The organism is Bradyrhizobium aeschynomenes, from assembly GCF_013178945.1.
In the GTDB taxonomy this organism is placed as follows: Bacteria; Pseudomonadota; Alphaproteobacteria; order Rhizobiales; family Xanthobacteraceae; genus Bradyrhizobium; species Bradyrhizobium aeschynomenes.
Genome location: NZ_JABFDM010000007.1, coordinates 323,177 through 348,552 on the forward strand (window position 1 = coordinate 323,177; position 25,376 = coordinate 348,552).

General features: G+C 62.7%; 21 protein-coding genes and 1 pseudogene. 7 read left to right on the forward strand and 15 right to left on the reverse strand.

Annotation, left to right across the window (positions count from 1 at the left end; all coding sequences use genetic code 11):
• Position 1: 1 nt before the first annotated feature.
• The 7 genes and pseudogenes from phnA to HL666_RS21915 all read right to left on the reverse strand — a co-directional run bounded on the left by phnA (position 2) and on the right by HL666_RS21915 (position 7,293).
• Positions 2-1,279 carry a phosphonoacetate hydrolase gene (gene phnA, locus HL666_RS21890; RefSeq protein WP_172183537.1) on the reverse strand — a complete coding sequence of 426 codons (1,278 nt, stop codon included), beginning with the start codon at positions 1,277-1,279 and terminating at the stop codon, positions 2-4.
• The gene (locus HL666_RS21895; RefSeq protein WP_172183539.1) at positions 1,279-2,625 is read right to left on the reverse strand and encodes an amidase; all 1,347 of its coding nucleotides are present in this window, start codon (positions 2,623-2,625) and stop codon (positions 1,279-1,281) included. The genes phnA and HL666_RS21895 overlap by 1 nt, the downstream gene beginning before the upstream one ends.
• Positions 2,622-3,581, reverse strand: coding sequence for a branched-chain amino acid ABC transporter permease (locus HL666_RS34515; protein WP_311976167.1), 960 nt, complete (start codon positions 3,579-3,581; stop codon positions 2,622-2,624). The genes HL666_RS21895 and HL666_RS34515 overlap by 4 nt, the downstream gene beginning before the upstream one ends.
• 99 nt (positions 3,582-3,680) lie before the next feature.
• Positions 3,681-4,535 (reverse strand): annotated as a pseudogene (locus HL666_RS34520) (branched-chain amino acid ABC transporter permease); the annotation flags it as partial.
• 6 nt (positions 4,536-4,541) lie between these two features.
• Positions 4,542-5,267, reverse strand: coding sequence for an ABC transporter ATP-binding protein (locus HL666_RS21905; RefSeq protein WP_172183543.1), 726 nt, complete (start codon positions 5,265-5,267; stop codon positions 4,542-4,544).
• Positions 5,260-6,069, reverse strand: coding sequence for an ABC transporter ATP-binding protein (locus tag HL666_RS21910; RefSeq protein WP_172183545.1), 810 nt, complete (start codon positions 6,067-6,069; stop codon positions 5,260-5,262). The genes HL666_RS21905 and HL666_RS21910 overlap by 8 nt, the downstream gene beginning before the upstream one ends.
• 15 nt (positions 6,070-6,084) lie before the next feature.
• Positions 6,085-7,293: an ABC transporter substrate-binding protein gene (locus tag HL666_RS21915; protein WP_172183547.1), complete on the reverse strand. Its 1,209-nt coding sequence runs from the start codon at positions 7,291-7,293 to the stop codon at positions 6,085-6,087.
• Positions 7,294-7,462: 169 nt separating this feature from the next.
• Between HL666_RS21915 and HL666_RS21920 the strand changes: the two genes are divergently transcribed.
• Entirely contained in the window at positions 7,463-8,449 is a 987-nt protein-coding gene (locus HL666_RS21920; RefSeq protein ID WP_311976132.1) for a sugar-binding transcriptional regulator, read from the forward strand.
• 93 nt (positions 8,450-8,542) lie between these two features.
• Here HL666_RS21920 and phnY read toward each other — a convergent pair whose 3' ends face one another.
• The 5 genes from phnY to aepX all read right to left on the reverse strand — a co-directional run bounded on the left by phnY (position 8,543) and on the right by aepX (position 14,286).
• The gene (phnY, locus tag HL666_RS21925; protein ID WP_172111401.1) at positions 8,543-9,985 is read right to left on the reverse strand and encodes a phosphonoacetaldehyde dehydrogenase; all 1,443 of its coding nucleotides are present in this window, start codon (positions 9,983-9,985) and stop codon (positions 8,543-8,545) included.
• Between the two features lie 14 nt (positions 9,986-9,999).
• Positions 10,000-10,941, reverse strand: a complete 942-nt coding sequence (locus HL666_RS21930) for a DMT family transporter (protein WP_311976135.1) — start codon at positions 10,939-10,941, stop codon at positions 10,000-10,002.
• 44 nt (positions 10,942-10,985) lie between these two features.
• Complete coding sequence (gene aepY, locus HL666_RS21935) at positions 10,986-12,152, reverse strand: phosphonopyruvate decarboxylase (protein ID WP_172183561.1); 1,167 nt, start codon at positions 12,150-12,152, stop codon at positions 10,986-10,988.
• A gap of 68 nt (positions 12,153-12,220) precedes the next feature.
• Positions 12,221-13,300 carry a methyltransferase gene (locus tag HL666_RS21940; protein WP_172183563.1) on the reverse strand — a complete coding sequence of 360 codons (1,080 nt, stop codon included), beginning with the start codon at positions 13,298-13,300 and terminating at the stop codon, positions 12,221-12,223.
• A 38-nt stretch (positions 13,301-13,338) separates the two neighbouring features.
• Entirely contained in the window at positions 13,339-14,286 is a 948-nt protein-coding gene (gene aepX / locus HL666_RS21945) for a phosphoenolpyruvate mutase (protein WP_172183573.1), read from the reverse strand.
• Between the two features lie 342 nt (positions 14,287-14,628).
• Here aepX and HL666_RS21950 point away from each other — a divergent pair, with 342 nt between their 5' ends.
• Positions 14,629-15,549, forward strand: coding sequence for a hypothetical protein (locus HL666_RS21950; protein ID WP_172183575.1), 921 nt, complete (start codon positions 14,629-14,631; stop codon positions 15,547-15,549).
• Positions 15,550-16,279: 730 nt separating this feature from the next.
• Positions 16,280-16,729 carry a hypothetical protein gene (locus HL666_RS21955; RefSeq protein WP_172183576.1) on the forward strand — a complete coding sequence of 150 codons (450 nt, stop codon included), beginning with the start codon at positions 16,280-16,282 and terminating at the stop codon, positions 16,727-16,729.
• 119 nt (positions 16,730-16,848) lie between these two features.
• Here HL666_RS21955 and HL666_RS21960 read toward each other — a convergent pair whose 3' ends face one another.
• From HL666_RS21960 to HL666_RS21970, 3 genes are all read right to left on the reverse strand, one after another.
• Entirely contained in the window at positions 16,849-17,634 is a 786-nt protein-coding gene (locus tag HL666_RS21960; protein ID WP_172183578.1) for a class I SAM-dependent methyltransferase, read from the reverse strand.
• A 164-nt stretch (positions 17,635-17,798) separates the two neighbouring features.
• Positions 17,799-18,617: a GntR family transcriptional regulator gene (locus HL666_RS21965; protein WP_246739170.1), complete on the reverse strand. Its 819-nt coding sequence runs from the start codon at positions 18,615-18,617 to the stop codon at positions 17,799-17,801.
• A gap of 84 nt (positions 18,618-18,701) precedes the next feature.
• On the reverse strand, positions 18,702-19,793 hold the full coding sequence (locus HL666_RS21970; RefSeq protein ID WP_311976137.1) for an ABC transporter substrate-binding protein: 1,092 nt from the start codon (positions 19,791-19,793) through the stop codon (positions 18,702-18,704).
• Between the two features lie 1,197 nt (positions 19,794-20,990).
• Between HL666_RS21970 and HL666_RS21975 the strand changes: the two genes are divergently transcribed.
• The 4 genes from HL666_RS21975 (at position 20,991) to HL666_RS21990 (ending at position 25,363) form a co-directional block, all read left to right on the forward strand.
• Positions 20,991-22,268, forward strand: coding sequence for an ABC transporter substrate-binding protein (locus tag HL666_RS21975; protein ID WP_246741597.1), 1,278 nt, complete (start codon positions 20,991-20,993; stop codon positions 22,266-22,268).
• A complete protein-coding gene (locus tag HL666_RS21980; protein WP_172183580.1) occupies positions 22,268-23,197 on the forward strand; it encodes a metallophosphoesterase family protein in 930 nt (309 codons plus the stop codon). Before HL666_RS21975 ends, HL666_RS21980 begins: the two co-directional genes overlap by 1 nt.
• Before the next feature lie 70 nt (positions 23,198-23,267).
• Positions 23,268-24,428, forward strand: coding sequence for an ABC transporter ATP-binding protein (locus HL666_RS21985; RefSeq protein ID WP_172183581.1), 1,161 nt, complete (start codon positions 23,268-23,270; stop codon positions 24,426-24,428).
• Positions 24,425-25,363 (forward strand): carbohydrate ABC transporter permease, encoded by a 939-nt coding sequence (locus HL666_RS21990; RefSeq protein WP_311976139.1) that lies wholly within the window; start codon positions 24,425-24,427, stop codon positions 25,361-25,363. The genes HL666_RS21985 and HL666_RS21990 overlap by 4 nt, the downstream gene beginning before the upstream one ends.
• The last annotated feature ends 13 nt before the right edge of the window (positions 25,364-25,376 follow it).

Consider the following 25,376-nt stretch of genomic DNA (forward strand, 5'->3'; position numbering starts at 1 on the left):
GTCAAAGGTCCACCTCATTGAGTGCGACACTGAAAATATCGAAATTGCGTAAAGTCCGCTCGTCGGGGGCGTCGTGGCCCGCGCGAAGCCGATGAGACAGGATGAAGGGGACGTGCTGCTCGGCGAGGCCGCCATGCGAGCGCAGCCTTGCGCCGGCCAGATTGGAAAGCTCGTGGTCGCAAGTTCGGGCGCCCAGGGCGATTCCCGTTGCTGCGATCACGCAGACGTCGCCCTCACGGTCGCGCGGCAGCTCGAAGCGGGCGGCCGCGTCATCTCCGGTCAAGGCGAGACCGACGCCGGGAAGCCCCGCGAGAAACGAAACGACATCTGACGCGCGCAACGACGGATCCAGGAGGTGAACCCGGACGAAGCTGCCGAGCGCGCCGTGATGGCGCACGAACGGGTCGGTGATGGGGCAGATCACCCGCGTTCGCTTGAGGCCAAAGACCGCGTCGAGCTGATCGCCGAGATATATGACGTTGGGTGAGCCATCGGCCCGGGCCATATCGCTCATGCCGTGATCGGCGACGATCCCGACCACCGCGCCCGCGGCATGCAGCGCGCCGAGCCTGTGATCGACCTCGGCCATGAACGCCAGGGCTTCCGGCTCGTCCGGCGCGTAGGCGTGCTGGACATAGTCGGACAGCGACAAGTACATCAGATCAGGGCGATGATCCTCCAACAGTCTGACACCGGCGTCCAGGACGAACAGTGACAAGTCCGCCGAATACTGATGAGGGACGGATCGGCCGATCCGCGCAGGCACGTTCGTAATGCCATTCTCGGCTTCGCTGCAGCAATCCGCCTTTTCGGCAGAGAACACGATCCCCTTGAGGTCCTTGCCAAGTGCCTTGCGGAGCTTGTCCTTGGCCGTCACGGCGGCCACCTTGGCTCCCGCATGGGAGAAGGCGGAGAGGATCGTCGGCGCGCGCATCGGCGATGCGTCCACCATCATCACCTCCTGTCCGCTCGCCCGGTCGATGTAGAAGTTGCCCGACACGCCGTGGTGCGCGGGTGCGACCCCGGTGACGATCGAGACGTTGTTTGGATTGGTGAAGGTCGGCATCGCCGCGAGTGCCGTGGTCGCAAAGCCGTCGCGTCGCATCCGATCGATCGCCGGGATGCTGCCTGCGGCGCTCGCCGCTGCGATATAGTCGGGGTCACAGCCATCGAAGCAGATGATGACGGTGGAAACGCGCGGCCAATTGTAGGCCCGTCCGTTCACTTCGATCTGCGTGTCGGAACCAGGTGTCGGCTCGGTGGCGGATAAATATTGCATCAATGATGAACCCGTGTTGGCAGGCCGCAGGTGTGAGCAACCCAGGCGGCGTTCTGAAGCAGCTCACGGTCGGAGCCATGGCGCCCAATGAGCTGGAGACCGATCGGCAGGCCGTGGGCGCCGCAGAGCAGCGGCAGTGAGACCACAGGCAGGCCGCACAGGCTCCACGGCATGGCGAGACTCCCCGAGCCGGGACCTTCATCGAGCCGTGTTGCCTCGCCCGGCGCCGACAGCGTCACCAGCACGTCGTGCTGCGCGAACAGCTGCGGTGTCAGCCGGATCAAGCGATCGGCCAACGCGTTCAACTCGATGTAGCGTTTTGCGCTGAGCGCATGGCCCGCGGCAATTCCATCCTGCAGCGGTGGACACAGCTTGGCAGACAGATGCTGGGGGAGATCGCCGAAGCGAGCCGCCAGATGCGCGTTCAAGAGGCCAAGAGCCACCTCGATCGCATGGCCGAATTCGCTCGGAAGATCCAGCTCGTCGACCGCGACCGGCAACGCACCGATGCAGGCTGTCAAAGCCTCGTCCACCTCCGGAGCGACCTGCTCGAATCCCGGTCCGCGCACCACGGCGAGCCTCGGCGGGCGTCCGATCCGATCGGCGGCGCCGTCGACAACAGGATCAAATGCGCCGGCAAACAAGCAGAGATCCTGGACGGATCTCGCGAGATAGCCAATCTGCGCAAGCCGCGGCACCAGGATGTTGGAGCCTTCCATGCTTGCAAACCCGAACGACGGCTTGAAGGCATGCGCTCCGCAGAATGATGCCGGCAGCACCGTCGAGGCGGTATGCTGAGTCCCGAGCGCAAGAGGGACCATTCGGTCGACCACAGCTGCTGCTGAACCGGCCGAAGACACACCAGGTGAGCGCCCGAGATCATTGGGATTGCGGGCAGCGCTCGGATGATACATGCCGAACTCGGACGTCGTCGTCTTGCCGATGATGATGGCGCCGGCTCGCCTGAGGGTCGCGACCGCCGCGGCGTCCGCTGCCGGGCGACGGTCGCGCAGCAGGCTGCTGCCATATTCTGATGGCATGTCGATCGTATCGAAGACATCCTTGACGCCGACGGGCAGGCCGTGGAGCGGTCCGGCAAGCCGGCCTTCCGATTGCGCCTTGTCGGCGAGGAACGCCTGCTCCCGCCCCGCCTCTGCTGCGAGATGACTGAAGGCGTGGACGTCGCCGTCGCGTGCAGCGATGCGAGCAAGGCAGGCCTCGAGCAGTGTGGCCGCGGACAGGCGTCGTTCGCGGATGGCAGAAGCTGCAGCCGTGGCTGTCAGCTGCGAAGGATCGCCATTCATCTCGCAAAGCTGATGCCGGCTGTGTGGGATCGCGCTGGTCATGATCGGCCCGTCTCCTCCAAGGTCTCGGCAGGTGCGAATGAGGTGGCGCTGGGCCCGCGCAGCCGTGAAGGCCATGCGAACCCGTGTCGAGGCATCATCCCGTCACGAAAGGTCAGGACGCATGCTGCGAAGACGACGCCCTGGATCACCTGCACCCAGGCCCCATAGGGAGCGAGAAAGTGCTGCATCGTGACCAGGACCGCTGCGCCGACCAACGGTCCGCCCAATGTGCCGAGGCCGCCGATGAGGCACATCAGAACAGCCTCTCCGGAGAGGTGCCAGTGTGCGCCGGACAAGGTCGCGAGCTGAAAGGCAACCGCACTCAGTGACCCGGCGAGGCCGGCGCAGCCGGCGGCGATCGCAAAGGCGAACAGCTTCAGGCCCCAGGCGTTCTGACCAAGCGACAAGGCGCGCCGCTCGTCGTCGCGGACTGCGACAAGCATCATCCCAAGCTGAGACGACAATAGCCGCTTGATGCCGAAATGGACGGAGCAGAAGGCGATGACGGCAAGCCCATAGACGGCGAGGTCGTTGCGCAGATCGATCAGACCAAACAGGATACCGCGCGGCACCGCCTGGAGCCCGTCTTCGCCATGCGTGAAGCTCGACTGCACGAATACGAAATAGACCATCTGGGCAACGGCGAGCGTGATCATGGCCTGGTAGATGCCGCGCCGCCGGATCGCCAGCGCTCCCATGACGATGCCGAGCAGGATGGCGGCCGTGATTCCGGCCAGAATCGCGAGCTCTGCGGACATCGCCCATTCCTTCATGGCATGCGCGGTCACATAGGCGGCCGTTCCGTAGAGAGCCGCCTGGCCGAACGACATGACGCCGGCGAAACCGAGCAGGAAGTTGAACGACGCGGCGAGGATCGCAAAGCAGACGATCTTGACCAGGAATATCGGATAGAGCAGGGCCGGCAGCAGAGCGAGCACGGCGGCGACCATGGCCATGATCAGGACGCGTTCGTAATTCTGGCTTGGCAGTGAATCGCGTGTGGCGGTGACCGGCGGCGGGATTCCCGCAAAGGAATGCTGTCGCAACACCTCGATGCCGAACAGCCCTTGCGGCCGGACCGACAGGACGATGCACATGAAAGCGAAGATCATGACGTTGGCCGCTTGCGGAAACACCGCCAGTGTCGCGCTCTCGAGCAATGCCAGACAATAGGCCGCCAGGATCGTCCCTCCGAGGGAGCCCATTCCACCGATCACGATGATGGCGAAGACAACAAGGAGGACGTCCGATCCCATCAGCGGGCTGACCTGATAGATCGGCGCGGCGAGCGCGCCGGCGAGGCCCGCGAGAGCGGCACCCAGTCCGAACGTCGCCGTCATCACTGCAGGAATCGGCACCCCCAGCGCTTCGGCTATCGTGGCGTTCTCGGAAGCTGCCCGAAGCGTCGCTCCAGCCCTTGTGCGGGCGATCGCGATCCATACTCCGAGGCAGACAATGAAGGCGACCATGACGACCCATAGCCGGTACACAGGGAACACCGCATAGCCAAGATCGACCACGTCCGACAGCCAGGTGGGCGTCGTGAACGGCAGTCCCGTAGAGCCGAAGGCGACCTGAAATCCGCCCTGGATTGCGGTTGCGAGTCCGAAGCTCAGCATGAACCCATAGAGCGGATCGAGGCTGTAGGTTCGCCGCAGCAAGAGCCGCTCCAGCATCATCCCCGCCGATCCGACCAGGATAGCGGCCACAAACAGACCGGTCAGATAGGGAAGGCCAAGGCGCGCAACGGCCGCCCAGGCGGCGAATGCGCCCATCATGTAGAGCGCGCCGTGAGCCATGTTGAGGATGTTCAGGAGCCCGAAGATCAGTGCGAGTCCAAGACAGAGCAGGGCGTAGAACGATCCATTGACCAGACCGATCGTGAGATAGGAGAGAATGAGGTTTGACATTAAGTTTCACACCGCCACGTATTTGGAGAGGCGTGCTTCGACCCGCTCGGCCTCGCCGGTCGAACAATCGTCCACAACCAATCCGTTCTCGATTGCGACGACCCGGTCAGCGACGCCCAGCACAAAAGCGAGGTTTTGTTCGACCAGCAGGATGGTGTAGCCGCGCTGCTTGAGCGCGGTGATCGCCTGTTCGATCTGACGGATGATGATGGGGGCAAGTCCCTCGGTCGGTTCGTCCAGCAACAGCGTTCGAGCACCGGAGCGTAGGATCCGCCCGATCGCCAGCATCTGCTGCTCGCCGCCGCTCAGTTGCCCGCCGAAATGGCGGGTCCGTGACCGCAGATTGGGAAACAGTTCGAAGATCTCATCATCGCTCATGCCGGTGCCACCCAGCATGGGCGGTAGCGCCATGTTCTCGGCCACGGTGAGGCTTGCGAAGATCCCTCGCTCTTCCGGGCAGTAACCAAGGCCAAGATGCGCGCGTTCCGATGGACGCAGCGGACGCACGTCCCGCCCCCGCACCAGTACGCGTCCCGACTGCCGCTGCAACAGGCCCATGATGGCGCGCAGGATGGTGCTCTTGCCGGCGCCGTTGCGGCCCAGCAGCACGACGACCTCGCCCTCCGCGACCGTGAAGTCGATCCCGAACAGCGCCTGGACCTCGCCGTACCAAGCCCTGAGGTTGGATATCACGAGCGGGAGGCTTGCTTGGCTTCTTACTGGTTCAAGCATCAGTGGCTGCACCGAGATAGGCGGCGCGGACGCGGTGGTCGCGCGCAACCTCTTGATAGGATCCGTCGCTCAGGACGGATCCGTTCGCCAGGACGGTGACGTGGTCGGCGAGCCGTTCGACGACCTTGAGATTGTGTTCAACCAGCAGGACGCAGCAATCCCGCGCCGCGTCGGCAATCATCTCGACGACTGGAGCGATGTCTTCCCGGCCGAGCCCTGACGTCGGCTCGTCGAGAAGCAGGAGGCGAGGTTTGAGGGCGAGTGTGGTTGCAATTTCGAGCAGGCGCCGCCGTCCATAGGAGAGTTCACGCGCCTGCCTGCGTCGGTCGGAGGTCAGGCCGGCTCGTGCCAGCAGCGTCTCGCTGTGCGGGGCGAGATCGCCGCTGACGCGACGGCGCAACAGCCGGAGTGGCGGGCTGGCATGGGCCTGCGCCACCAGCATGTTCTCCTCGACCGACAATTCGGGAAATATCGCGCAGATCTGGAAGGATCGGGCCAGGCCGAGCCTGGCCAGCCGATTGGCAGGCCAGGCGGTGACGTCGCGTCCAAACAATTCGATCTGGCCGCGGATGGGCTTGATGAAGCCGCTGATCGCGTTGAAAAGAGTCGACTTGCCTGCTCCATTGGGACCGATCACCGCATGAATGCAGCCATTGCGAAGATCGAGCGACACCTCGTTCAAGGCAACGAATTCCTTGAACTGAACCGTCAGGGCACGAACTTTCAGCACGGGATCGGGCGGCAGCGGAGCAGAGACGGTTCGCGGAGTTGCGAAAGCCCGGAGCGAGGCGCTGGTTGCCATGTCTATTGCGCCTTTCTACTGCGCCCTAGCCGCCTGTGAGCTGCAGCCGGATGCCGATGCGGGACGGAATGCCGCACTCGCAGGAACCGTGGCCGTGCGGGCGTAGAAGTCCCACGGCTCTTTGCTCTCGGCAGGCGTCTTCACGCGGTAGACGCCGATCTCATAGGTCACCCGTCCATTCGCCTGAATATGCGCTTCGCGGCCGAAGCGGTCGACCGGCAGCTGTCGCATCTGGTCGTTGACGGAAGCTGCATCGTCGCTGTGCGCCGCCCGCGCGGCCTTCAGATAGTGCAGCACGCTGACATAGACCCCGGCCTGCTCACGCGTCGGCATCCGCCCATGGGTGGCAAAGAACCGCCGGGCGAATGCGCGCGTCGCATCATTGTCGTTCCAGTAGAAGCCGGTGCTGATGATCAGGTTCTGCGCCGTCTCCAGGCCGATGCTGTTGATATCCGTCACGAAGGCATGCAGCGCGGCCAGCTTCTGCCCGGACCGCGCGATCCCGAACTGGCCGGCCTGCTTGATGGCGTTGACGGTGTCGGCTCCGGCGCTGGCGAGCGCGATCACCTCGGCGGAGGAGCTGCGGGCCCGCACCAGGAGCGTGGAAAAGTCGGCGGTGCCGAGCGGATGGCGAGCGCTGCCGACCACCTTGCCGCCGCGCTCGTCCACGACCTGTTGCGCCACTCCCTCCAGATCATGGCCGAACGAATAATCCGCGGTGAGGAAGAACCAGCTCTTTTGGCCCTGGTCGAGCAGCGAGGCCGCCGTGCCGCGGGCCAGCGCATAGGTATCGTCCGTCCAGTGCGTGACATAGGGCGAGCAATAGCGGCCCGTGATGTCGGTCGAGGCTGCGCCGGATATCAGAAGCGAGCGCTTCTTGTCGGTCGCGAGCGGGATCAGCCCGAAGACCACGCCCGAATGCGGCAGGTCGACGATGGCGTCGACGCCGCGCCGGTCAAACCACTCCCGGGCGATGCTGGAGGCGATATCCGGCTTGTTCTGATGATCTGCCGTGACGATCTCGATCGGGGTGCCATCGACGGTTCCCCCGAAACCGGCAACGGCCATCCGGGCCGCGACGATCGAGCCAGGACCACCGACGTCGGCGACCACGCCGCTCTGATCGCCCATGACGCCGAGAACGACCTTGCCGTCCGAGAATTCAGCCAGTGCGGCACTCGTCGAGACGGACAGAAGAGCAACCGATAGCAGCAGGCTTCGCATGGTCAGACCCCCCATTTTTGGTAGGTGGTGCTTAACCCGCTTCGCTGACACATTTGTGACGCGGATGGTACAAGTGAGTCGGGCGGATGGGACAGGGCGGATGGGAGTTGTCGGAGCGACCGCCACGGGGCACACATGGGCTCTGACTCAAACCTGCTCAGGCTGTGATGTGACCACCTCAAACCTGAAACTGCGCGACGGCGAGGCCGACAACGCCGATTCCATCCTGGAAGACCGGGTCCTGGTTGCCAGGATATGCTGGTACTACTTCAAGGAAGGCCAGACCCAGGAAGCGATATCGCAGCGGCTGAACATGACGCGGAAGCGGGTCAACCGGATCCTCGGGCTCGCGCGGGAAAGCGGCTTCGTTCAGATCACGATCACCGATCCCGCCGGTCAGCGCACGAAACTCGAGGCTGAGCTCGCTGCGCGATACGGCTTGACGCAAGCTATCGTGGTCCCGACCCCCATGAGTGATCCGGACGTCAGGTCCTTCCTCGGAGCGGCAGCTGCCAACTACGTCGCTGAACAGCTCCCAGCGGACGGCTCGATCGGGATCACCTGGGGAGGGACGATCAACGCAGCCGCCCAGAACCTGAGGCCGCGTCAGGGGCAGAACACCAAGGTCGTGCTGCTCTGTGGCGGATTGGCGGAAAGCGCGCCGATCAACCCTTACGACAACGCTGCGATGATCGCACGCGCACTCGGAGCCCGCTGCTATTATCTCACCGCGCCCATGTTCGTCGACGACGCGGCCTTCAGAGACCTCATCGTGGACAGCGAGCCGGTGCGCTCCGTGTTGGCCATGGTGCCAAATCTGGACATGGCGCTCTTGAGCGCGATCGACCTTTCCGAACAGTCAAAGGTGCTCGAATACAACGTCATCTCGCGCAAGACCTGGACGTCGCTGCGAGCGGCCGGCGCGGTCGGGGACATTTGCGGCCACTACCTCGATCGCAGCGGCAAGCGAGTGGATCATCCGCTGTCGCGGCGGACCATCAATCCGCCCTGGGAGCATATTCATCGGATCAAGCACCGGGTTCTGGCAGCCGGCGGACTTCAGAAGGTCGCGATCATTCGCGCAGCGCTGCTCGCCAGGCTCTGCCATGTCCTAGTGACTGACGAAAGTGCGGCCGAGAGGCTCCTGATCGACTGATTGCGAACTGCCGGCGAAAGCCATCTCGTTCGTGGCTGCGCGATCGCTGTTGATTTCACGCACGCGGGCCCAACGGCGATGCTGGTCGAGGGCCTACACCGGCCAGGGCAGCGAGTAGGTCTTCACCTGTGTGAAGCTGCGCATCGCCTCCACGATGCCCTCCTTGTGACCCAGGCCCGACTGCTTGATGCCGCCGAATGGCGTGAGCTCGGTGCGATAGCCGGGAACTTCCCAGACGTTGACGGAGCCGACCGCGAGCCCCTCGATGAGTCTCGTGACGTGATCCAGGCGGTTGGAGCAGATGGCGGCGGAAAGTCCGAACCTGGTGGCGTTCGCCGTCATGACGATCTCCTCGATATCGTTGTTGCATCGGATGATCGGCAGAACCGGGCCGAATGTCTCCTCGGCAACGAGCTCGCAAGCGGGCGGGACATGATCGAGCAGGGTGGGAGGACAAAACGCGCCGCGAGGCTCACCGCCGAGCAGAAGCCTGGCACCTGCCGCGACCGCACCGTCAACGCGTCTGGCAATCAGCTGAGCTGCGTCTTCGCTGATGACGGTGCCGAGATCAACCGAGGGGTCGCTGGGGTCGCCCGTTGAGAGCTGCTGCATGTGGTGCAGGGCCCGCTCGGCGAAGCGATCGGCGAGCTCCTCCACGACGAGCGCCCGCTTTACGGCTGTACATCGCTGGCCGGAGTGTCTGACTGCGCCCTGCACGGCCAGCTGCGCGGCCCGATCGACGTCGGCATCCGCCAGCACGATGAAGGGATCGTTCCCACCCAATTCGAGGACGAGCCGCCGGTAACCTGCCCGTTCCGCGATCTGGTGCCCGACGCGAACCGACCCTGTGAACGTCACGAGCTCGGCGTCCTCGTCGGTGAACACGCAATCTCCAAGATCGTGCGGCGTTCCGGTCACGATCGAGAGCATGCCGTCTGGCAAACCCTGTTCGCGGAGGATCCTGCCCAGAGCAAGTGCCGTCAGGGGCGTCTGCTCCGATGGCTTGAGCACCACGCGGTTGTTGGTCGCAATTGCCGGTGCCAGCTTGTGGCTGACTAGGTTCAGCGGATGATTGAAGGGCGTGATGGCCGCGATGACCCCGGCGAGTGGCGTGCGCATTGAAAAGATGCGACGAGCATGAGGATTTCCGCCGATGTCCCCGGGGTAAATCTCGCCATCGTTCTGTATCAGAGCATGGGCGGCAAACGACCAGACGTCGCAGGCGCGCCGGGTTTCATGCAGGGAGTCCTTCAGGCAGAGCCCGGTCTCGGCAGTTATGAGCCGTGCGAGCCGGTCCTGGTTGCTTGCGATCGCTCGTGCAGTGCCGAGCAGGATATCCGACCTTTCGCGGCGGCTCAGCTTCGGGCGGAAGCGTGCGGCCGCTGCGAATGCAGCCCGTATTTGACGCTTCTCTGCCTGGGGTACCGACCCTACCAGCGCGCCGGAGAACGGATTCCTGACTTCGATGACACGATCTGCGTCGGCTGGTGTCCCAGCCAGGAGCATCGGCTGGTAGATTGGCTCGATTGCGTGCATGTGGCGACCTCAACTCAAAGCCCGCTTCGGCTGATGCCGGCTTGATGCTTGTCAGCCTCGTCAATTTGGCTGAATGACGCTCTGACCGTGCTGTTGCGCGAAGGTTGCTCTTCGCGCTGCCAGATCACGATCGTGACGCCCATGATGATCAGCACGCAGGCAAGCACCGTCTGCAACGCGAGCTCCTCTCCCTGCAGGATGAGAGCTGACATCAGTGCGACGACCGGAATGAGAACGAGGCTCTGCGATGCGATCCGCGCCGGAATTGAAGCCAACGCGTAGTACCAGGCAACGAAGGCGAGGCCGGTCGCAACGATGCAGTTGAACGCGATCGGGACGGCGAGAGCCGAAAGCTGCTCGACGTCGAGATGCGGCTCGAGGACGATCGAGGCCGTCATGACGGCCGCCCCCGACGTGGCGAGCTGGAATATGGTCCGGCTCCAGACGTCGATATCGCTGCGGGTCCGGTTGGCGAGCCAGGTGCCCAAGGCCCAGCAGATGGCGGCGATCAGCAGCAGGGCAACCCCTTCGGCGTTGTTGAAGGAAGTTGGCACAGCCGGCAACCCAAGACCATTGGCGCCGAGCAGCATAATGCCGCCAAGCCCACTCCCGATCGCTGCAAGCTCGAAGCCGGTCTGCCGCCTTCCGTCAAAGACCCATTCAATGATCGCAAGCCAGAGCGGCATCGTATAGAAAATGAGCGCACTTCGACCGATGTCGAGATATTGCAGCCCAACCAGGCTCAGGCCGAGCCCGCAGGCCATCTGCAGCATGCCGACGGCAAACAGGTTAAGCCGTCCGTGATCGCCGAGGCGGAGCTGATGCCCCAATGCAAGGCGCGCCGCCGCGATGGCCACCGCGCCGCCAAGAAGACGCAGTCCTGTAAAGAACAGGGGCGGGGCAACGCGCAGCGCGTCCTTTATGACGAGCCAGTTCACACCCCAGATCAGGATCACGAAGATCAGGCAGAGGGCTGCCGAAGCCGATGTCTTTCGGACTCTCACATCGCCCCCCTCTGGCCGGCAATTGAGGGTTCAAGAACATCGCGCTCCATGGCATCCTGGATGGCGTCCTGGAACCTGCGCTTGTTCCCGACCGGCGTATGCCGGGTGGTCACGCGCGGAAGCGTTGCGGGATGGGAGCGATTGATCTTGCAAAGCAGGAAATGCGGGCCCGGAGTGCTGGCACAGTGCTCCATGGCTGTCAGGATGTGCTCGGCTTCGACGCAACGCACCGCTGAGCGGTAGCCGCAGGCGGATGCCACAAGATCGAGGGAGGAGCTTCGCGACGTCGACGCCTGCCCACCGGTGGAGGCATAACTTTCATTGTCGAGCACGACATGGATGAGGTTCTGAGGCTTGGTGTGGCCAATGGTGGACATGACGCCCATGTGCATCAGCGCGCCGCCGTCGCCATCCAGCGCCAGGACAGGACGCTCCGGCATGGCGATGGCGAGACCTGCCGCCAATGCGCTGCAATGACCGAGTGAGCCCTGCATGTAGAAATTCTCAGGACGATCGTTGATCCGAAACAGCTCTCGCGTGATGAATCCCGTCGTCGAGATGATCAGAGTGGCCGGATCGAGGCGCTGGCCGATCAGTTCGATTGCCTCGCCCGCGCTGAGCGGGTAGTCGAGCGGTACGTCGCAGGCCGGCCCTGCGGAGCTCTGCGCAAGCTGGCCCCTTCGCAACAGCACGGCAAAGGGCGCGTCCTGCCGATGCGCTTCAGCGGCGCGGATGAGAAGCAGATCCAGGCCGCCCGTCGTTCCGTCGAACTCGCACCAGTCGATGGCCAGCTGATCAAGGATCGCCTTCGTTGCGGCCCCCATGAAGACGTGCTGCGGCTCGTCTGCGCTCTCGTCGGGATGTCCTCGCACCGAGATCAGCAGGAGGACCGGGATCCTGTTGACCATCAACAACGATGTGAGCGGATTGACGACGTGACCAAGACCGGAGTTTTGCAGCGCGACGACGGCTCGCTGGCCAGACAGCGCGGCGCCGGCGGCGAGCGCCACCGCGCTGCCCTCGTTGGCCGCGGCCACGTCGGTCAGCGCGCTTTCGGTCGCTCTCTCAAAGAGGTCAGCGAAGTGCGAGCAGGGAACGCCGGAGAAGAATGTGTAGCCTGCTGCACTCAATCTCGATAGGAGAACGTTCGTCGGCACGGACATGGCTCTGCTCCTGCAAGAGGCGCCGGGAACGGCTCGGCCGTTCCCGAGGGGATCGATGTCTTTCGACCTCAGCTGAGCTTCTTCGCCACGATCAGGCTGCGATTGCAGAGCGATTTGTGGTACTCGACATCACCAAAGCCGGCCTGTTCGAGCATCCCTCGCATGTCTTCATAGCTGTAGCAGCAGCCTTCGTAGCCCGTAGTCAGGAGCACCGAATATTCTGCTTCGGCGGCCGGGGCCGGAACCCCGCCCCGATCGTCGGGATGGCAGCTGTAGACAGCGAGGCGGCCGCCCGGCTTGAGGCTGTCGTGGGATTTGCGCATCAGCAGGCGGACCTTGTCGGGTCCCCAATTGTGCAGAACGTGGGAATACAGATGAAGGCTTGCATCCCGTGGCAGCGGATCGACGAACATGTCGCCAGCAACAATACGAACACGGTCGGGATAGAGGCCCCGCGCGAGCAGGCAGGACCGCGCGAGCTCATCGACCGGGGGGCGCTCGAAGATGATTGCCGACAGTCCAGGGTAGCGCATCAGCAGATGAGCTGAATAAACGCCGGAGCCGCCGCCGATATCGAGCACGCTCGTATCGCTGCTGCAGTCGAGCAGGGCAGCCAGATGCGGGGCAAAGATCCGGCCGCGCTCCTCCATGCCGCGCGTGTTGAGGTCCGCGAACTCGCTGGTCTGCATCAGATCGTCCCAGCTGGTCGTGTCGCCGCGCGCCACATGCCAGGTGTCGGAGCCGTCGTTCCGCAGGACGTCGTACAGCTCGCGGACCGATGACTTGTACTTCATCGTGGCGATGTAGGAGGCGACGTTCTCGTCGGACCGACTGCTGAGATAGCGGAGGGCTTCGATGGTGGCGTGAAGTTGTCCGCCCTTGCGGGCAATCAGGCCCCAGGATTCGAAGAGCCTGATCATGGTACGGGTCGGCCGGTCACGAAGCGAGAAATGCTCCCGCAGTTCGTCTTCGGAGACCGGATGACCGTCCAGATAGGTGAACAGGTCGAGCCAGGACACTGCTGCAATGTAGAGGTCGGCGGCATATGAGCTGTCCCGCCACTTGATGATCTGGGCAATGTCGGGGCGGCCGACCTGTGAGACATCGGTCAGCGTGTCGGTGCGGGATGCGAGTGCAATCGGGGCCATGGGTCTGATCCTTTACGAGGACGGCGTGAGTTGTTCGGTTAGTCTCGCTGGGCTGGCGCGGCAGTCGCGGGCAGGTATTGTGCCTCCGCACGGGCCAGCTCGTCGTAGTGGAACAGCGAGAAGACCTCCTCGAGGGTTGCGACCTCAGCCTCGATCCCGGCGATGCTCTGCTCGGTGATGATGCGCTCGCAGACATTGCGCATCGCACTCGTCGCGGCGCGCATCGAATGATTGGCCCAGATCACGGTCGAGATGCCGGCAGCGCGAAAGGCGGAAGCTGGGGTCCGATAATATTTGGTCGGGACGATCACGACAGGGAGGCGGTTCTGCCAGCCATTGGTGAAGGCGAAGATCTCATCCGCCGTGCTCTTCCTGGAGTGAATGAGAATGGCGTCCGCTCCGGCGTCCGCATAGGCGTGGGCGCGGTGAAGGGCCTCGTCCATGCCATGGCCGGAGATCAGGGCCTCGATGCGGGCGACGAGCACGAGGCCGTCTCCAACCGCGTCCTTCACGGCACGAAGACGCCCGGAGAATTCATTGGCATCGGCGAGCGGATGACGGTCGCCGACGAACGAATTCATCTTCGGAAACTGCTTGTCTTCCAAGGCGACGCCGGCGGCGCCCCGCTGACGGAGCTTGTGGGCCAGAATCCGCGCATTGTTGAAATTGCCGAAGCCGCTGTCGCCGTCGACGAGCACCGGAAGGTCGGTCGAATCGACCATGCGTTCGACGACGTCGATGAGTTGGGTCCAGGACGCCTCGCTTGCGTCGCGGTAGCCGAGAGAGGAGGCGATCGATAGACCGGAAGCCCACAGGCCCTTGAAGCCGGCGCGCTCGGCGACCGCGCTTGAGAGCCCGTCATGGGCCTCCATCAGAAAGCTCAGATCTTGATTGCAGCAGATCTGCTCGCGGAGCGCTGCGGCGCGAGTGGCGGCTTCCGGACGATGATCTGCAGCGTGACGTAGAGGTTGCGGTCGCGTGAGCATGCAAGGTCTCCCTTCCCTATCGGGGTGCCATCCCTGGAGGCGTTTTCATCAACCACTAGTTGACAGTTTTGCGATGCTGAGATCAATTACTAACTCTGGTAGTCACACTGTTGCAGAGGCGCCTGCAGGGAGCGAGGGGAGGCGATCCCGGCCGAGAGCGATCGCGCCCAGCGCAGATCAGGCCAGGCTCAATGGCGCCACCGGGGCCGCCGCCTTGCCGGGCGCGCGCGTGGCGGAGGGATGGCGGTCGCTACCTGAGCTTGTAGTAGCGGCGCGGATCGATATGCGTTCAACTGCTCGCTTCGCCGGCACCCGGGTCAGCCGTCTGGCGGATCTGAGCCAATGATCGAAACATCAATCGGTGCGAGCGAAGCCGGCGGACGGCTTGTTCGCATTCAAGCTGGCATGGATCCGATGACAACCATCCTTTTGGACGATCATGGGCGGGCTTGGGATGCTCATTCGCCCGTGTTGCGGAGATTTCTGCAATGCCCGGTGTCAGATTTCGACTTCTCGTCCTATGTGGTCGACAATCTGGGATTTGTCGCCGTCACCATGATTGACGGCCGGTCGGCCCGGATCCGGTTCAGGCCGAGGACCGCCTGCGGGATCAGCATCGCTTCGGCACTCTACTTGATCGCGGATAGGGCCGTGGAGCGGATCATCGTTGTGAGCGCAGGAGATGACGTGGTCGATCACATCTTCCCAAGGGCCAGCCAAGCAATGGCCTATATCGAGGATCAGGTCGCGCGAGCTCGCCAGCATCTGTCGCCAACGTTCAGAAGCCGTGAGTTGCCGATCACGGCGCTTGCCAAGGAGGCAGAGCCCCTTGCGGTGCTGTTCACGCGATGGCTGGAATGTGATCAGACCCGCGACAATGGCGAACTGAAAGGCCTTCTCGATCTGCAGTCACTGCAACGCTTCGTCATCATCGAGCCTGTCGATGGCCGGCTTATCTTCGCTGAGATCGGCTCCGGATTTGAAAGCTTTGGCAGAACCTGGCAACGGCATGCGCCGGGATTGCCGCTCGAGGAGCAGCCGGACTATCACTACGGCCAATGGGTCCGTGGCGTCTACGATCATGTACTTCATACGGGGAAGCCGCTGTTCGACGACGTTGATGCGGTCATCCGGCGCCCGCATCGAGATGACAGGTTGCGGGTGCATTACAGGCGCCTCATCCTTCCCTGCGGTTCCATCGGTTCCAAGCCGGCTCGTCTCGTCGGTGCGTCGCTCGTTGAGAACATCGCATCAACCATCTGACGACCGGCGCGATGCAGCGCAAGTGATGGTTGATGAGCCTTCATGGCAAATGGTTGAGTGCCATCAGCAAGCTTTCCGGCTGTTGGGCGGCTTGCTCTCGATGGGCCAGCCGTCCGCAACCTGGGAATTCGTGGTTTGGTCCGCGGCAATTCGGCACGGCAATTCAGGCGCGATAGTCACAGCCCTCTGCACAACCGGCGCCTTTGATTGCGCCGCCCCAGATTCTGATACGGACGGCACTTGCGGGTTGCCCATCACAGCTTGGGTGGGAACCAAGAGGCATTTGGCTACTCGCGTAAAACGGGTGGTGACGACAATGGCATTGCGGACGCCGGACGAGCCTTCTGAGGCAGCGACATCGCGCAGCCGGAGGCCACCAATCTCGGTAGCTCGCCAAGGGCAAGCTAACGTGGCATGAGTGGGTCAGGCTGGCCGTATCTTCCTCTTTCGTCTCGGCCCATCGCTCGGAAAGAGCCGGCGGCAAAGACAACGCCGCTTCTGGCGCTCGCTATGTGAGTTTCTCCACGTTGAACCGTGACGGAGCTGTGGCAGTCCGGGACCTATTGATTACGGCCTGAAACAGATATTGTATTGATGTTAATACGACTGGGCGATATCGTCTCACGTCGAGAAGGAGAGGCGACGGCGTCGGCTGGGTGCACGTCGATCCTTTGCAACCGACCGGCTGTCGGCGACCTTCCACCGACCGTTTTCGGTCTGGAGTTCGGTGATGTCTCTTGATGAAACCCTGCGAATTTTGGCAAGCGTCGAGCCAAGTGGCCTGATGCTCGATGAGCAAGCCGTCGAAAGCAATCCCGATGCCGTGCTGGTTGCCCTTGGCCGCAGCTTTGAAGCGCTCTCCGCAGAACTCGCAACTCTCCAGCAGCAAGATGTGGAATCAGCTGTAGCCTCCTGCGATGCAAAATCGCAGATGGCGGCCGCGGCCGCGGCCAGCGTCGACCGCATCGAAGCGGTCTTGAGCTCCCTTGATCCGATTGAGAGGGCCATCATGGCGATACCGGCCAAGACGGTGGTCGGTCTGGGGGTAAAGGCACGACATGCTGCGTATGTGCTCTCGAATTACTGGACGGACGTCCCCGAGCGGCTCGACTGGGATGCCCGAACAGTGCGGCATCTGATCGAATCCGCTTGTTCAGTGGCCGGTGTCGATCTGAGCTAGGGTCTTTGCTGCGGGCCTCCTTCGTCATGGAGCGCTGCGATGGCCTTTGGCGATTGCCTGCGTCGGCGCTCTCGCCCCGACTGGACGGCCATATAGATCGGCCGCGAAGCTCGTAAGCCTCAGCAGCGCTGCGCAATAAGAACCTGCGATTCAATCACTTCGACGACGCCGCCGGCGGTTGCGAATGGCGACATCTCCGTCGTCAATTCCTGCGCGAGCTGACCTGAGAGCGCGCCCAGCTGTTCAGGCGAGGAGGTCGACATCGAGAGTGCGCGATCGATGAGACGAGCGACAGGCACAAGACGCTGCTCAATGACGCCAATTCTGGTGAGCTGGCTAAACCGCGACTCAAGCAGAATCGTTTCATGGCGTAAGAGCTCGGGCGCGAAGCCGACACTTCTGTTGGTGAAGCGATCGACCACCGCCGAGTAGCGCTTGTACCAGGCGTTCTGCGGGACATCGGGACGTACGTCATTGAAAAGCATGACCGCGCCGTCCTCCTCGATCAAGGGGTCGAGCTTCCGTAGCGTATCGGCTCGGTCCATCCAATGGAAGGCGCGCCCGATCGCCACCGCGCGAAAGCGGCCGAGCTGCGGGCTGAGGTCGAACGAGCTGCCTTCGACCAATTCGATCTCAACGGCCGCCGCGTTGGCGATTGCCCGAGCAGCCTCCAGCATCGCAGGTTCCGGGTCTATTCCGAGGACGCTGCCGACCAGCGGCGCAAATGCGATCCCGAGCCACCCTGGTCCACAGCCAAGATCCATCAATCGATGGTTCTTGGTCAGACGAAGGTGATCCGCCACGACTTGGATGAGCGCGGGCGCGTAGTTTGGTCGACCGGCCACGTAGTGAGGGACCGTTGATTGAAAGCTTGGGAATGAAGGGGAAATTGGTTCGGGCGTCATCTGTATCGTTCAGGCGGCGTGTTGAGCCTCAGTCCGGAGGCCTTCCGGTGTGGGCCGGTCTGCTCACGGGGGGCCCGATGAGATTGAACGCGCTTCTCCTTGACGCCCCCGAGATGTCGGATCGAGACGGATCGGGCTGAAGAGCTGGCGCGCCCTGCAACGGGCTAGAAATCCTTCAACGGCATACGAAGCTCGTAGGTTGCAGGCGGAGCCAGCAGCTCGAAGTGCTGGATTGGCTGTCCGGCACTGTCGAAGTGGATACGAACGACCTTCAAGAGCGGTGCTCCTATCGCGACATTGAGGCGTGCTGCGACGATGGGGTCGGCCGCAGCTGCCGTCACAATCTGCTCGCCCGAGCCGAAGGTTATGCCGAAGCGCTGCAGGATCGCGTACAGCGAGCCTCCCTCCATGTCCTCAGGACCGAATTGACGGCCGATCACTTCCGGAATGTAGGTCGTAACCTGCATGATTGGCCAGTCATTCATGTAGCGAATGCGAACTGCTCGTTGGAAAAGGTCGTCTGCCTCGGCTTGGAAGTGCTCACGAACGTGGCGAGGCGCGGGCTTGAATTCGAATTCGACGACGTGGGCTCGCGTTGTGCGCACAATCTCCCGGTTGCGGGCAGCGAGGTCCATCATGGGTACGGTGAGAGGCTCTGGCTTCGAGAGCTCCCGAACGAACGTGCCGATGCCCTGGCGGCGTTCGATCAGACCGAGTTCATCGAGAGTGTCCAGCGCTGCCCGAACGGTCACGCGCGAGACGCCGAAGAGCGCAGCCAGATCCGCCTCCGCCGGCAAGACTTCTCCCGGTGCATAGCGGCGTTCTGCGATTTCATCCTGCAGAACCAGGAACACCTGATGATGAAGCGGAATATCGCGCCGGCGTCTTGCAAGGATCGCGGGCGGTCCTTTTTGGCGCTCGGGCTGTTCTGTCGGACGCGCCTTACGCGCCGTTTTCTCGGCGACAGAAGCAGAAGAGTCCAAATGCCGCGGAACTCGGGGCGCCACAACCTAGCCTCGATCCCACAGTGCCGCGGGCATGTTCATCGGTTCGAACTCTCCGAGGTGCTATTTCGATGCTAGCGTCTGGAGGGCCTTTTCGACGAATCTGTTCGTAAATGTCTCGGCGAGATCGACCTTCGCGCCACGCAATTGTGGGTCAACGGTTGACAAGACCTGGAATGCGGTGCTCGCGCCGTCGGCGCTGAACCGGCCATCGGGGGAAAACATGTCTCGTGTGCCCCGGATGGAGGCGATGAAGATGTTTCGATCGGGTTTGGCCCACTCCTCCGGAAGCGCATCGGCAATCTCGTCGACGGATGCGCGATCAATCCACTGCAGCGCCCGCACCATCGCGAGAGCAAAGGCCTGGATTGTCTCGGGATTGCGTTCGATGAAGTCTGATCGTACGTAGATCGTGCCTGACGGATAGAGGCCGCCGAAAATTCCGATCGTGCCTGCGTTGGTGCGAGTGTCCGCAACCAGTTTGACGTCACCTGCGGCTGTCAGTGTCGTAAGCGCCGGCTCTCCCGTGACGACCGCATCAACGGCGCCGTTGCGGATCGCTGCTACGGCACCTGTGCCACCTCCGACACTGATGAACGAAATGTCGGTCGGGGAGACGCCAGCTCGCAAAGCGATGTACTCCACCATGAACTGCGTTTGGGATCCCAGCGCCGTGACCCCAATCTTCATGCCTCTGAGGCTGCTTGGGTCGCGATATTCCGCAGCCTTCTCCTTTCGCAGAGCGAGCGCGAACGTCGGATGCCTGCCAAACAGCACAACCCCAACGATCTTCTGCCCCTTGGCCTGCATCTGAATCGTGTGGTCGAATGCGCCGGCGGTCAGTTCAGCGCTTCCTGCCACGAGAGCTTGGAGCGCCTTGGATCCGCCGCTCACGTCAAGAAGCTCCGGGTCGAGGCCTGCGTCCTTGAAGAAGCCAAGGCGCTCGGCAAGCGTCACCGGCGCGTATTGTAGAAAAGCCTTTCCGCCGATCGTGACTCTGACTCTGGATGTCTCGACGGGGTTGCCCGCTCGGGCCACTTTCGCCGAGCCACACAACGCCAATAGCGGAAGCCCGAGAAAACTACGTCGCTCTAACACTGGCCGGGTCTCGCGAGCGTTGGGAAGGAACGTGTGCCGGTAGTGAAAATTTCTCACGATCCGATCACATTCGAATCATACGAACGATCGTCCGCACGAGCAAGGCAAAAGCTCGCCGAGGTTGCACAAGTCATGTGCACGCCAAACGTTCATGACGGAAGATTGCGACCAAAAATTGTCGAAAGTAGCTGACGAGCATCGAATATGACCGAAGAGTCGGTCACGTGTTTGCGCTGATCGAGTCGACGCGCGAAGATGATTTGGTAGCGTTCGCAACTTGCAAAGCACGCGTGTCAGATATGCAAATCGCGCAGATGCGCAGAGCGGAAGCGGCCAGGGAATATAATCGGCCAGCGCGGCGTCGCCGCAGGCGACGAGATAGGTTTAGAAAGCAACCTCTCTGTATGCCGGCCATGTCGATCGAAGCCGTGTCTTCGCGGTGCACTTGCGGCCACGAGTCCTGCCGTCGTTGCTCTCTCCTCGGTTGAGCGGCAAGGTCCTGATCCGCGGACCGGAAAACAAGGGGAAGTGTGGGAGCCTTTCTGAAGCAAGGCGATCGAAATCGCGCTGTATTGCTCTCTCCACAGGAAGGTTTGAGAAGCCTCGCCCCGCTTTGCAGGACCATACGCGAAAGCTCGGGGGGCCTTGCCGATGTCTATAGCGCCAGCCGGCCGACTTAGCCGCCTGGCGTTCTCGCTGCCGTCGCCCATGCTACAGCCGCTGGTGATGTTCCGGCAGGCTGTCTCGATGTCGGCGCAGAGACCGGACTCTCGAGGCGTGCACTCATCGATGCTCTTCCGAACTGGGGCGTGCAGGCCGTCGAGCCCAACCTTGACTTGGCTGTACGGGCGCCGCAGCGAGACTCGATGTCGTCATCGCGCCCGCTGCGGTCCTGCCGCTCGAGCCAAACTCCGTGGACTTGGCGACCGTTGCGCAGGCATTCCATTGGCTCGACAGGCCCTGCGCCTTCTTCGTCCAGCGTACCGCGTCTCGTTGCAGAACGAGGTGCTCGCCGTCATCAACAACAACGGCCGGACGGGAGAGGTCGAGGGCTCATGGCAGTCCAGGACTTTGTCGATCCCGCGAACAAGGGCTTGTTCGCGACACTCTCGGGATCTTGATGTCGCTGCTGAGATCGAGGCCTCCGGCAGCTGCCAGCTTCGCAACACCAGTCGGCAATGCATGTCATCGCCCGGTCACTGAATCTGTCTAGGCAGATTTGCGTGAGTGTAGCGAGCACACAAGGCGACTACCATGCCAGTGATCAGCCGTCGAACTGCGCTGCTCGGATCGCTGGCCGCAACGCTTCCGTCTCCGCCTGTTCATGCCCGTGAGGATCTCACGCTCGACGTGATGTTCCCGTTTCCGGTAGGCAACAACCGTGAAATCCACGTTGGGCTGGCCGACCGCTTCATGCGCATCAATCCGGAGATAAAGATAAAATTACGCAATCCCGCGCAGAACTACGAAGAGATGTCTCAGCAGGTCCTGCGGGCGGCATTGATCGGTCAGCTGCCCGATCTGAGCTTTCACGGGTTGAATTTGTTACGCCTGCTGGTCGAGCGAGACCTCGCCCAACCCCTTGCGGAACGGATCTCGGCAGCTGGCGGTGCTGACCTGCTGGGTTACGCGCCGGCGGTTCTCGACATCGTTCGCCAGCGTGGCGACATCTACGGCATTCCGTTTTTCATCTCGACTCCCGTTCTTTACGTCAACGAAGCTCTGGTGCGCGAGGTCGACGGAGACCCTTCGCTGCTGCCGCCTGACTGGTCGGGCCTCGTTGCGCTCGGTCAGAAGATTAATGCGACCAGCGCCAATCGCACGGGATTCTACTTTCAATGGGATGTCACAGGAAATTGGATGTGGCAGGCCATGCTCTTCAGCCGTGGGGGCCGCATCCTGTCCGACGACGAGAGGGCGGCTGCATTCGACAGCCCTGAAGGACTCTGGGCGCTGGAGCAGCTCGAGGCATTCGCCAGGAGCGGCATGCCGAACCTGAAATCCGCGCAGGCCCGGCCTGCGCTTGCTGCGGGAACGATCGGCATCTTGGCCGATTCCAGCTCGAACATCGCCTATGCCGAGCAGCAGATCGCGGGTAGATTCCCTCTGCGAGTCGCGCCGTTTCCGCTCGTGAGCCCCAACGGGAAGGTCCCTGCCGGCGGCGCGCTTGGCGTGATCCATGCAAAAGATCCGCGCCGGGCTGACGCTGCGTGGAAATATCTTCAGTTCTGCACCAGCCCGGAAAGTCAGGCGTTCATGGCCCGTCTCACGGGGTACATGCCGAGCAACGCCAAGTCGATCACAGACCCGGCTCTGCTCGGCGCCTACTACCAGCAGGCCCGCAATCAGAAGGTCAGCGTCGACCAGCTTCCGGTCATGACGGGCTGGTACGCCTTCCCCGGAGCCAACGCGGTGCGGATCATCGAAACCATCCGCAATCATCTCGAGGCTGTCGTTACCGGCCGCCAAGGCGCCAGCCAAACGCTGAAGCAGATGGCGGCCGACGTTAACCGCCTAATCGAGGCGGCGTGATGGCAGCCAGCGATGGCACAGCCGAAGGTGCCTTCACGCTCATTCACATCTCGGACCTGCATCTCAGCAGGAGGCGTCCCTTCTTTCAGCACAATTTCGAGGCGCTTCGCGACGTCATCGCCTCAACGTCCGCGGACTGCATCTTGTGCACTGGCGACATGTCACTCGACGGAGCCCATGATCCGGACGAGCTTGCCTTCGCACGCCGGCAGCTCGACCGGCTCGGCCGGGAGATCTTGTATGTCCCCGGCAATCATGACATCGGAAACAGCCTACCGGACGTGCGCGGCGGCGAGGTCACGGTCTCGGCCAAACGCGCCTCCGCCTATCGCGGCCAGTTCGGCGCTGACTTCTGGACAACAGATATTGGCGCTGTCAGACTGCTCGGCCTCAACTCTATGCTTCCCGGCAGCGGCCTGGACGAAGAAGCGGAGCAGGAGGCCCTTGTAGCGCACGCCATTGCCACGCTCGGGCAGCGCCGCCTGATCGTCGCGGCACACAAGCCGCTTTACCTCGCCGAACCCGAAGACGCCGATCGCACGCAGAGCGCCATGTTTCCCGAGCATCGGCATCGTTGGGCGGAGCGCTTTCACGAGGCGGCCGATGTGACGTATCTCTGCGGCCATCTGCACGAGATGAACGAGCTGCAATGGCGCGATCTGCGCCAAGTTTGGGCGCCGTCGACTGCGTTCGTCATGGATGCCGCCAATCGTTTCGTGCGTCCAGATCGGTCGCCCCGCGAACCAGGGATCAAGCGGCCGGGATTCCTGCGGCACACCTTCACGCCGCATGAGCACATCGTCGAATTCGTTGAGCCGACCGCGTTCCTGATCGTCGATCTCGGAAACTGGTCCACCGACCCCCGCGGCTTTCACGCGCGTTATGCGGACGAGCCGTGGCGCGGTCATCTTTCGACGCAGCTGGCGTGACCATGATCTGCGCAACCGCCTGCCGCGTGCCGAAGACTCTTTACCTCCTGGTCAGGGGAGAGGCCGCGCGATGGCCTCGATAAGCCTCGACGGTATCGGCAAGTCTTTCGGCCGTACTCGCGTCCTCAAGCGTATCTCGCTCGACATCCGCGATGGAGAGTTTCTGACGCTGGTCGGCCCATCCGGCTGTGGCAAATCCACCTTGCTGCGCATCATCGCAGGCCTCGAGCTGCAGGACGAAGGATCCGTCCGCATCGGAGATCGCGCCGTCGATGGCCTGCCGCCCAAGGCGCGGGATGTTGCCATGGTGTTTCAGTCCTATGCGCTCTACCCGCATATGACGGTCGAACGGAACATGGCTGTACCGCTCGTCATGCGCAGGCTGGGTGCTCTGCAGCGGATGCCCCTGGTCGGACGATTGGCCCCGGGGACGGAGCGGATGCGCGCCAGCATCGCCGCGGATGTCCGCAAGGTGGCTCTCGCGCTTGGGATCGAGCCGCTGCTCGCGCGCAAGCCCGGACAATTGTCAGGAGGCCAGCGGCAGCGCGTGGCCGTCGGCCGCGCCATGGTTCGGCAGCCCGCAGTGTTCCTGATGGACGAGCCGCTGTCGAACCTGGACGCGAAGCTCCGCGTCTCCATGAGAGCCGAGATCAAGGAGCTGCATGCCAAGCTCGGCGTCACCTTCGTCTACGTGACGCATGATCAGGCGGAAGCGATGACCTTGTCGGACAGGGTCGACCTGATGATCGACGGCGAGCTGGTTCAGATTGCGCCACCCCAGGTTCTCTACAATGACCCCGACCACGTCAATGTCGCGGCTTTCGTCGGCTCCCCCTCGATCAATCTTGTGCAAGCCACTGCCCTGAGCGAGTGGCTCGCGTCCGCGGTCAGGTGGGCCGGCGATGCCGGAAACCTCGATGGCGTGACGATCGGATTCCGCCCGGAGAGGCTGTCAATCTGCAATGAAGGGACAGCTGGTTCAATCGCCGGCCGCATCCGACTTGTAGAGCATCTCGGCGCCGACCGGTACGTCCACATCGACATTGCGCGCACTGAGCGTCCACTGATCGTTCGAACCCATCCTCATGACGGACCAGATCTTGCGCCAGGTGCAACGATTGCGTTGCAAGCGGAGCCCAAGGATATGCTCGTGTTCGATGCCGCGGGTCGAAGATTGCGAAAAAGGCCGTGCGATGCGACCGAGATCTTGATCGCAAGGAGCAGCGCGTGACGATCGTGCCGTATAGACGCTCAGTCGGGCACAATGCCGCCATCAGTGCCATCGGGCGCCGCCGGACACGGGACCGGCAGACGGCGGTGATGCTGGCGGGGCCGGGAATTCTGCTTCTTTTTATTTTGTTCATTCTGCCGGCCATCGCGGTGTTTGCCATCGCCGCGACGGATTGGCAGCTCGGGGCGAAGAGTTTCAGCTTTGTCGGGCTCAGGAACTTCGAACTGCTTTGGCAGGACGCCGACTTCTGGCACTCGATGATCAACACATTAGCGTTCGTGTCGGTCTGCGTGCCCGTGACGGTCGGCCTGGGGCTCATCGTGGCTCTGCTCATCGAGGCGGAATCGGGCTTTCGCGCGTTCTATCGTGCTGTCCACTTTCTGCCTTTCATGGCCACGATGGCCGCGGCCGCGATCGCATGGGAGTCTCTGCTTCACCCCACGATAGGGCTCCTCAACCAGATCTTGAGGTCATTCGGAGTTCAAGACACCAACTGGCTAAGGGACGAGAATACAGTGCTCCCCGTTCTGGGCGCGATCTTCGTGTGGAAGAACCTCGGTTATGCGATGCTGCTGTTTCTTGCCGGCCTGAAGACTATCCCTTCGGATCTCTATGATGCAGCCGAGGTCGACGGGGCCGACGGCCCGTTGTCACGTCTTGCGACCGTCACCCTGCCTCTGCTTGGTCCGATTGCGATGTTCGCGCTCGTGGTCGTGGCGTTGCGGGCCTTCGAAGTCTTCGACATCATCAAGGTTCTCACCCAGGGCGGCCCTGGCAAGGCGTCCGAGATGCTGCTCTATACCCTCTACGTCGAAAGCTTCGAGTACCTCCGTACAGGCTACGGCGCGGCGGTCTCGGTCGTCTTTCTGCTGATCGTGATCGGCCTGACCCTGCTACAGGTATTCGTTCTCGACAAGCGGGTTCACTACCAGTGAGAGCGGGGCGCTT

Bases quoted from the DNA above. Each gene is read 5' to 3' on its own strand.
- phnA (WP_172183537.1), bottom strand. From the start codon at position 1,279: ATGCAATATTTATCCGCCACCGAGCCGACACCTGGTTCCGACACGCAG.
- HL666_RS21895 (WP_172183539.1), bottom strand. From the start codon at position 2,625: ATGACCAGCGCGATCCCACACAGCCGGCATCAGCTTTGCGAGATGAAT.
- HL666_RS34515 (WP_311976167.1), bottom strand. From the start codon at position 3,581: ATGGCCATGGTCGCCGCCGTGCTCGCTCTGCTGCCGGCCCTGCTCTAT.
- HL666_RS21905 (WP_172183543.1), bottom strand. From the start codon at position 5,267: ATGCTTGAACCAGTAAGAAGCCAAGCAAGCCTCCCGCTCGTGATATCC.
- HL666_RS21910 (WP_172183545.1), bottom strand. From the start codon at position 6,069: ATGGCAACCAGCGCCTCGCTCCGGGCTTTCGCAACTCCGCGAACCGTC.
- HL666_RS21915 (WP_172183547.1), bottom strand. From the start codon at position 7,293: ATGCGAAGCCTGCTGCTATCGGTTGCTCTTCTGTCCGTCTCGACGAGT.
- phnY (WP_172111401.1), bottom strand. From the start codon at position 9,985: ATGCACGCAATCGAGCCAATCTACCAGCCGATGCTCCTGGCTGGGACA.
- aepY (WP_172183561.1), bottom strand. From the start codon at position 12,152: ATGTCCGTGCCGACGAACGTTCTCCTATCGAGATTGAGTGCAGCAGGC.
- HL666_RS21940 (WP_172183563.1), bottom strand. From the start codon at position 13,300: ATGGCCCCGATTGCACTCGCATCCCGCACCGACACGCTGACCGATGTC.
- aepX (WP_172183573.1), bottom strand. From the start codon at position 14,286: ATGCTCACGCGACCGCAACCTCTACGTCACGCTGCAGATCATCGTCCG.
- HL666_RS21950 (WP_172183575.1), top strand. From the start codon at position 14,629: ATGATCGAAACATCAATCGGTGCGAGCGAAGCCGGCGGACGGCTTGTT.
- HL666_RS21955 (WP_172183576.1), top strand. From the start codon at position 16,280: ATGTCTCTTGATGAAACCCTGCGAATTTTGGCAAGCGTCGAGCCAAGT.
- HL666_RS21960 (WP_172183578.1), bottom strand. From the start codon at position 17,634: ATGACGCCCGAACCAATTTCCCCTTCATTCCCAAGCTTTCAATCAACG.
- HL666_RS21975 (WP_246741597.1), top strand. From the start codon at position 20,991: ATGCCAGTGATCAGCCGTCGAACTGCGCTGCTCGGATCGCTGGCCGCA.
- HL666_RS21980 (WP_172183580.1), top strand. From the start codon at position 22,268: ATGGCAGCCAGCGATGGCACAGCCGAAGGTGCCTTCACGCTCATTCAC.
- HL666_RS21985 (WP_172183581.1), top strand. From the start codon at position 23,268: ATGGCCTCGATAAGCCTCGACGGTATCGGCAAGTCTTTCGGCCGTACT.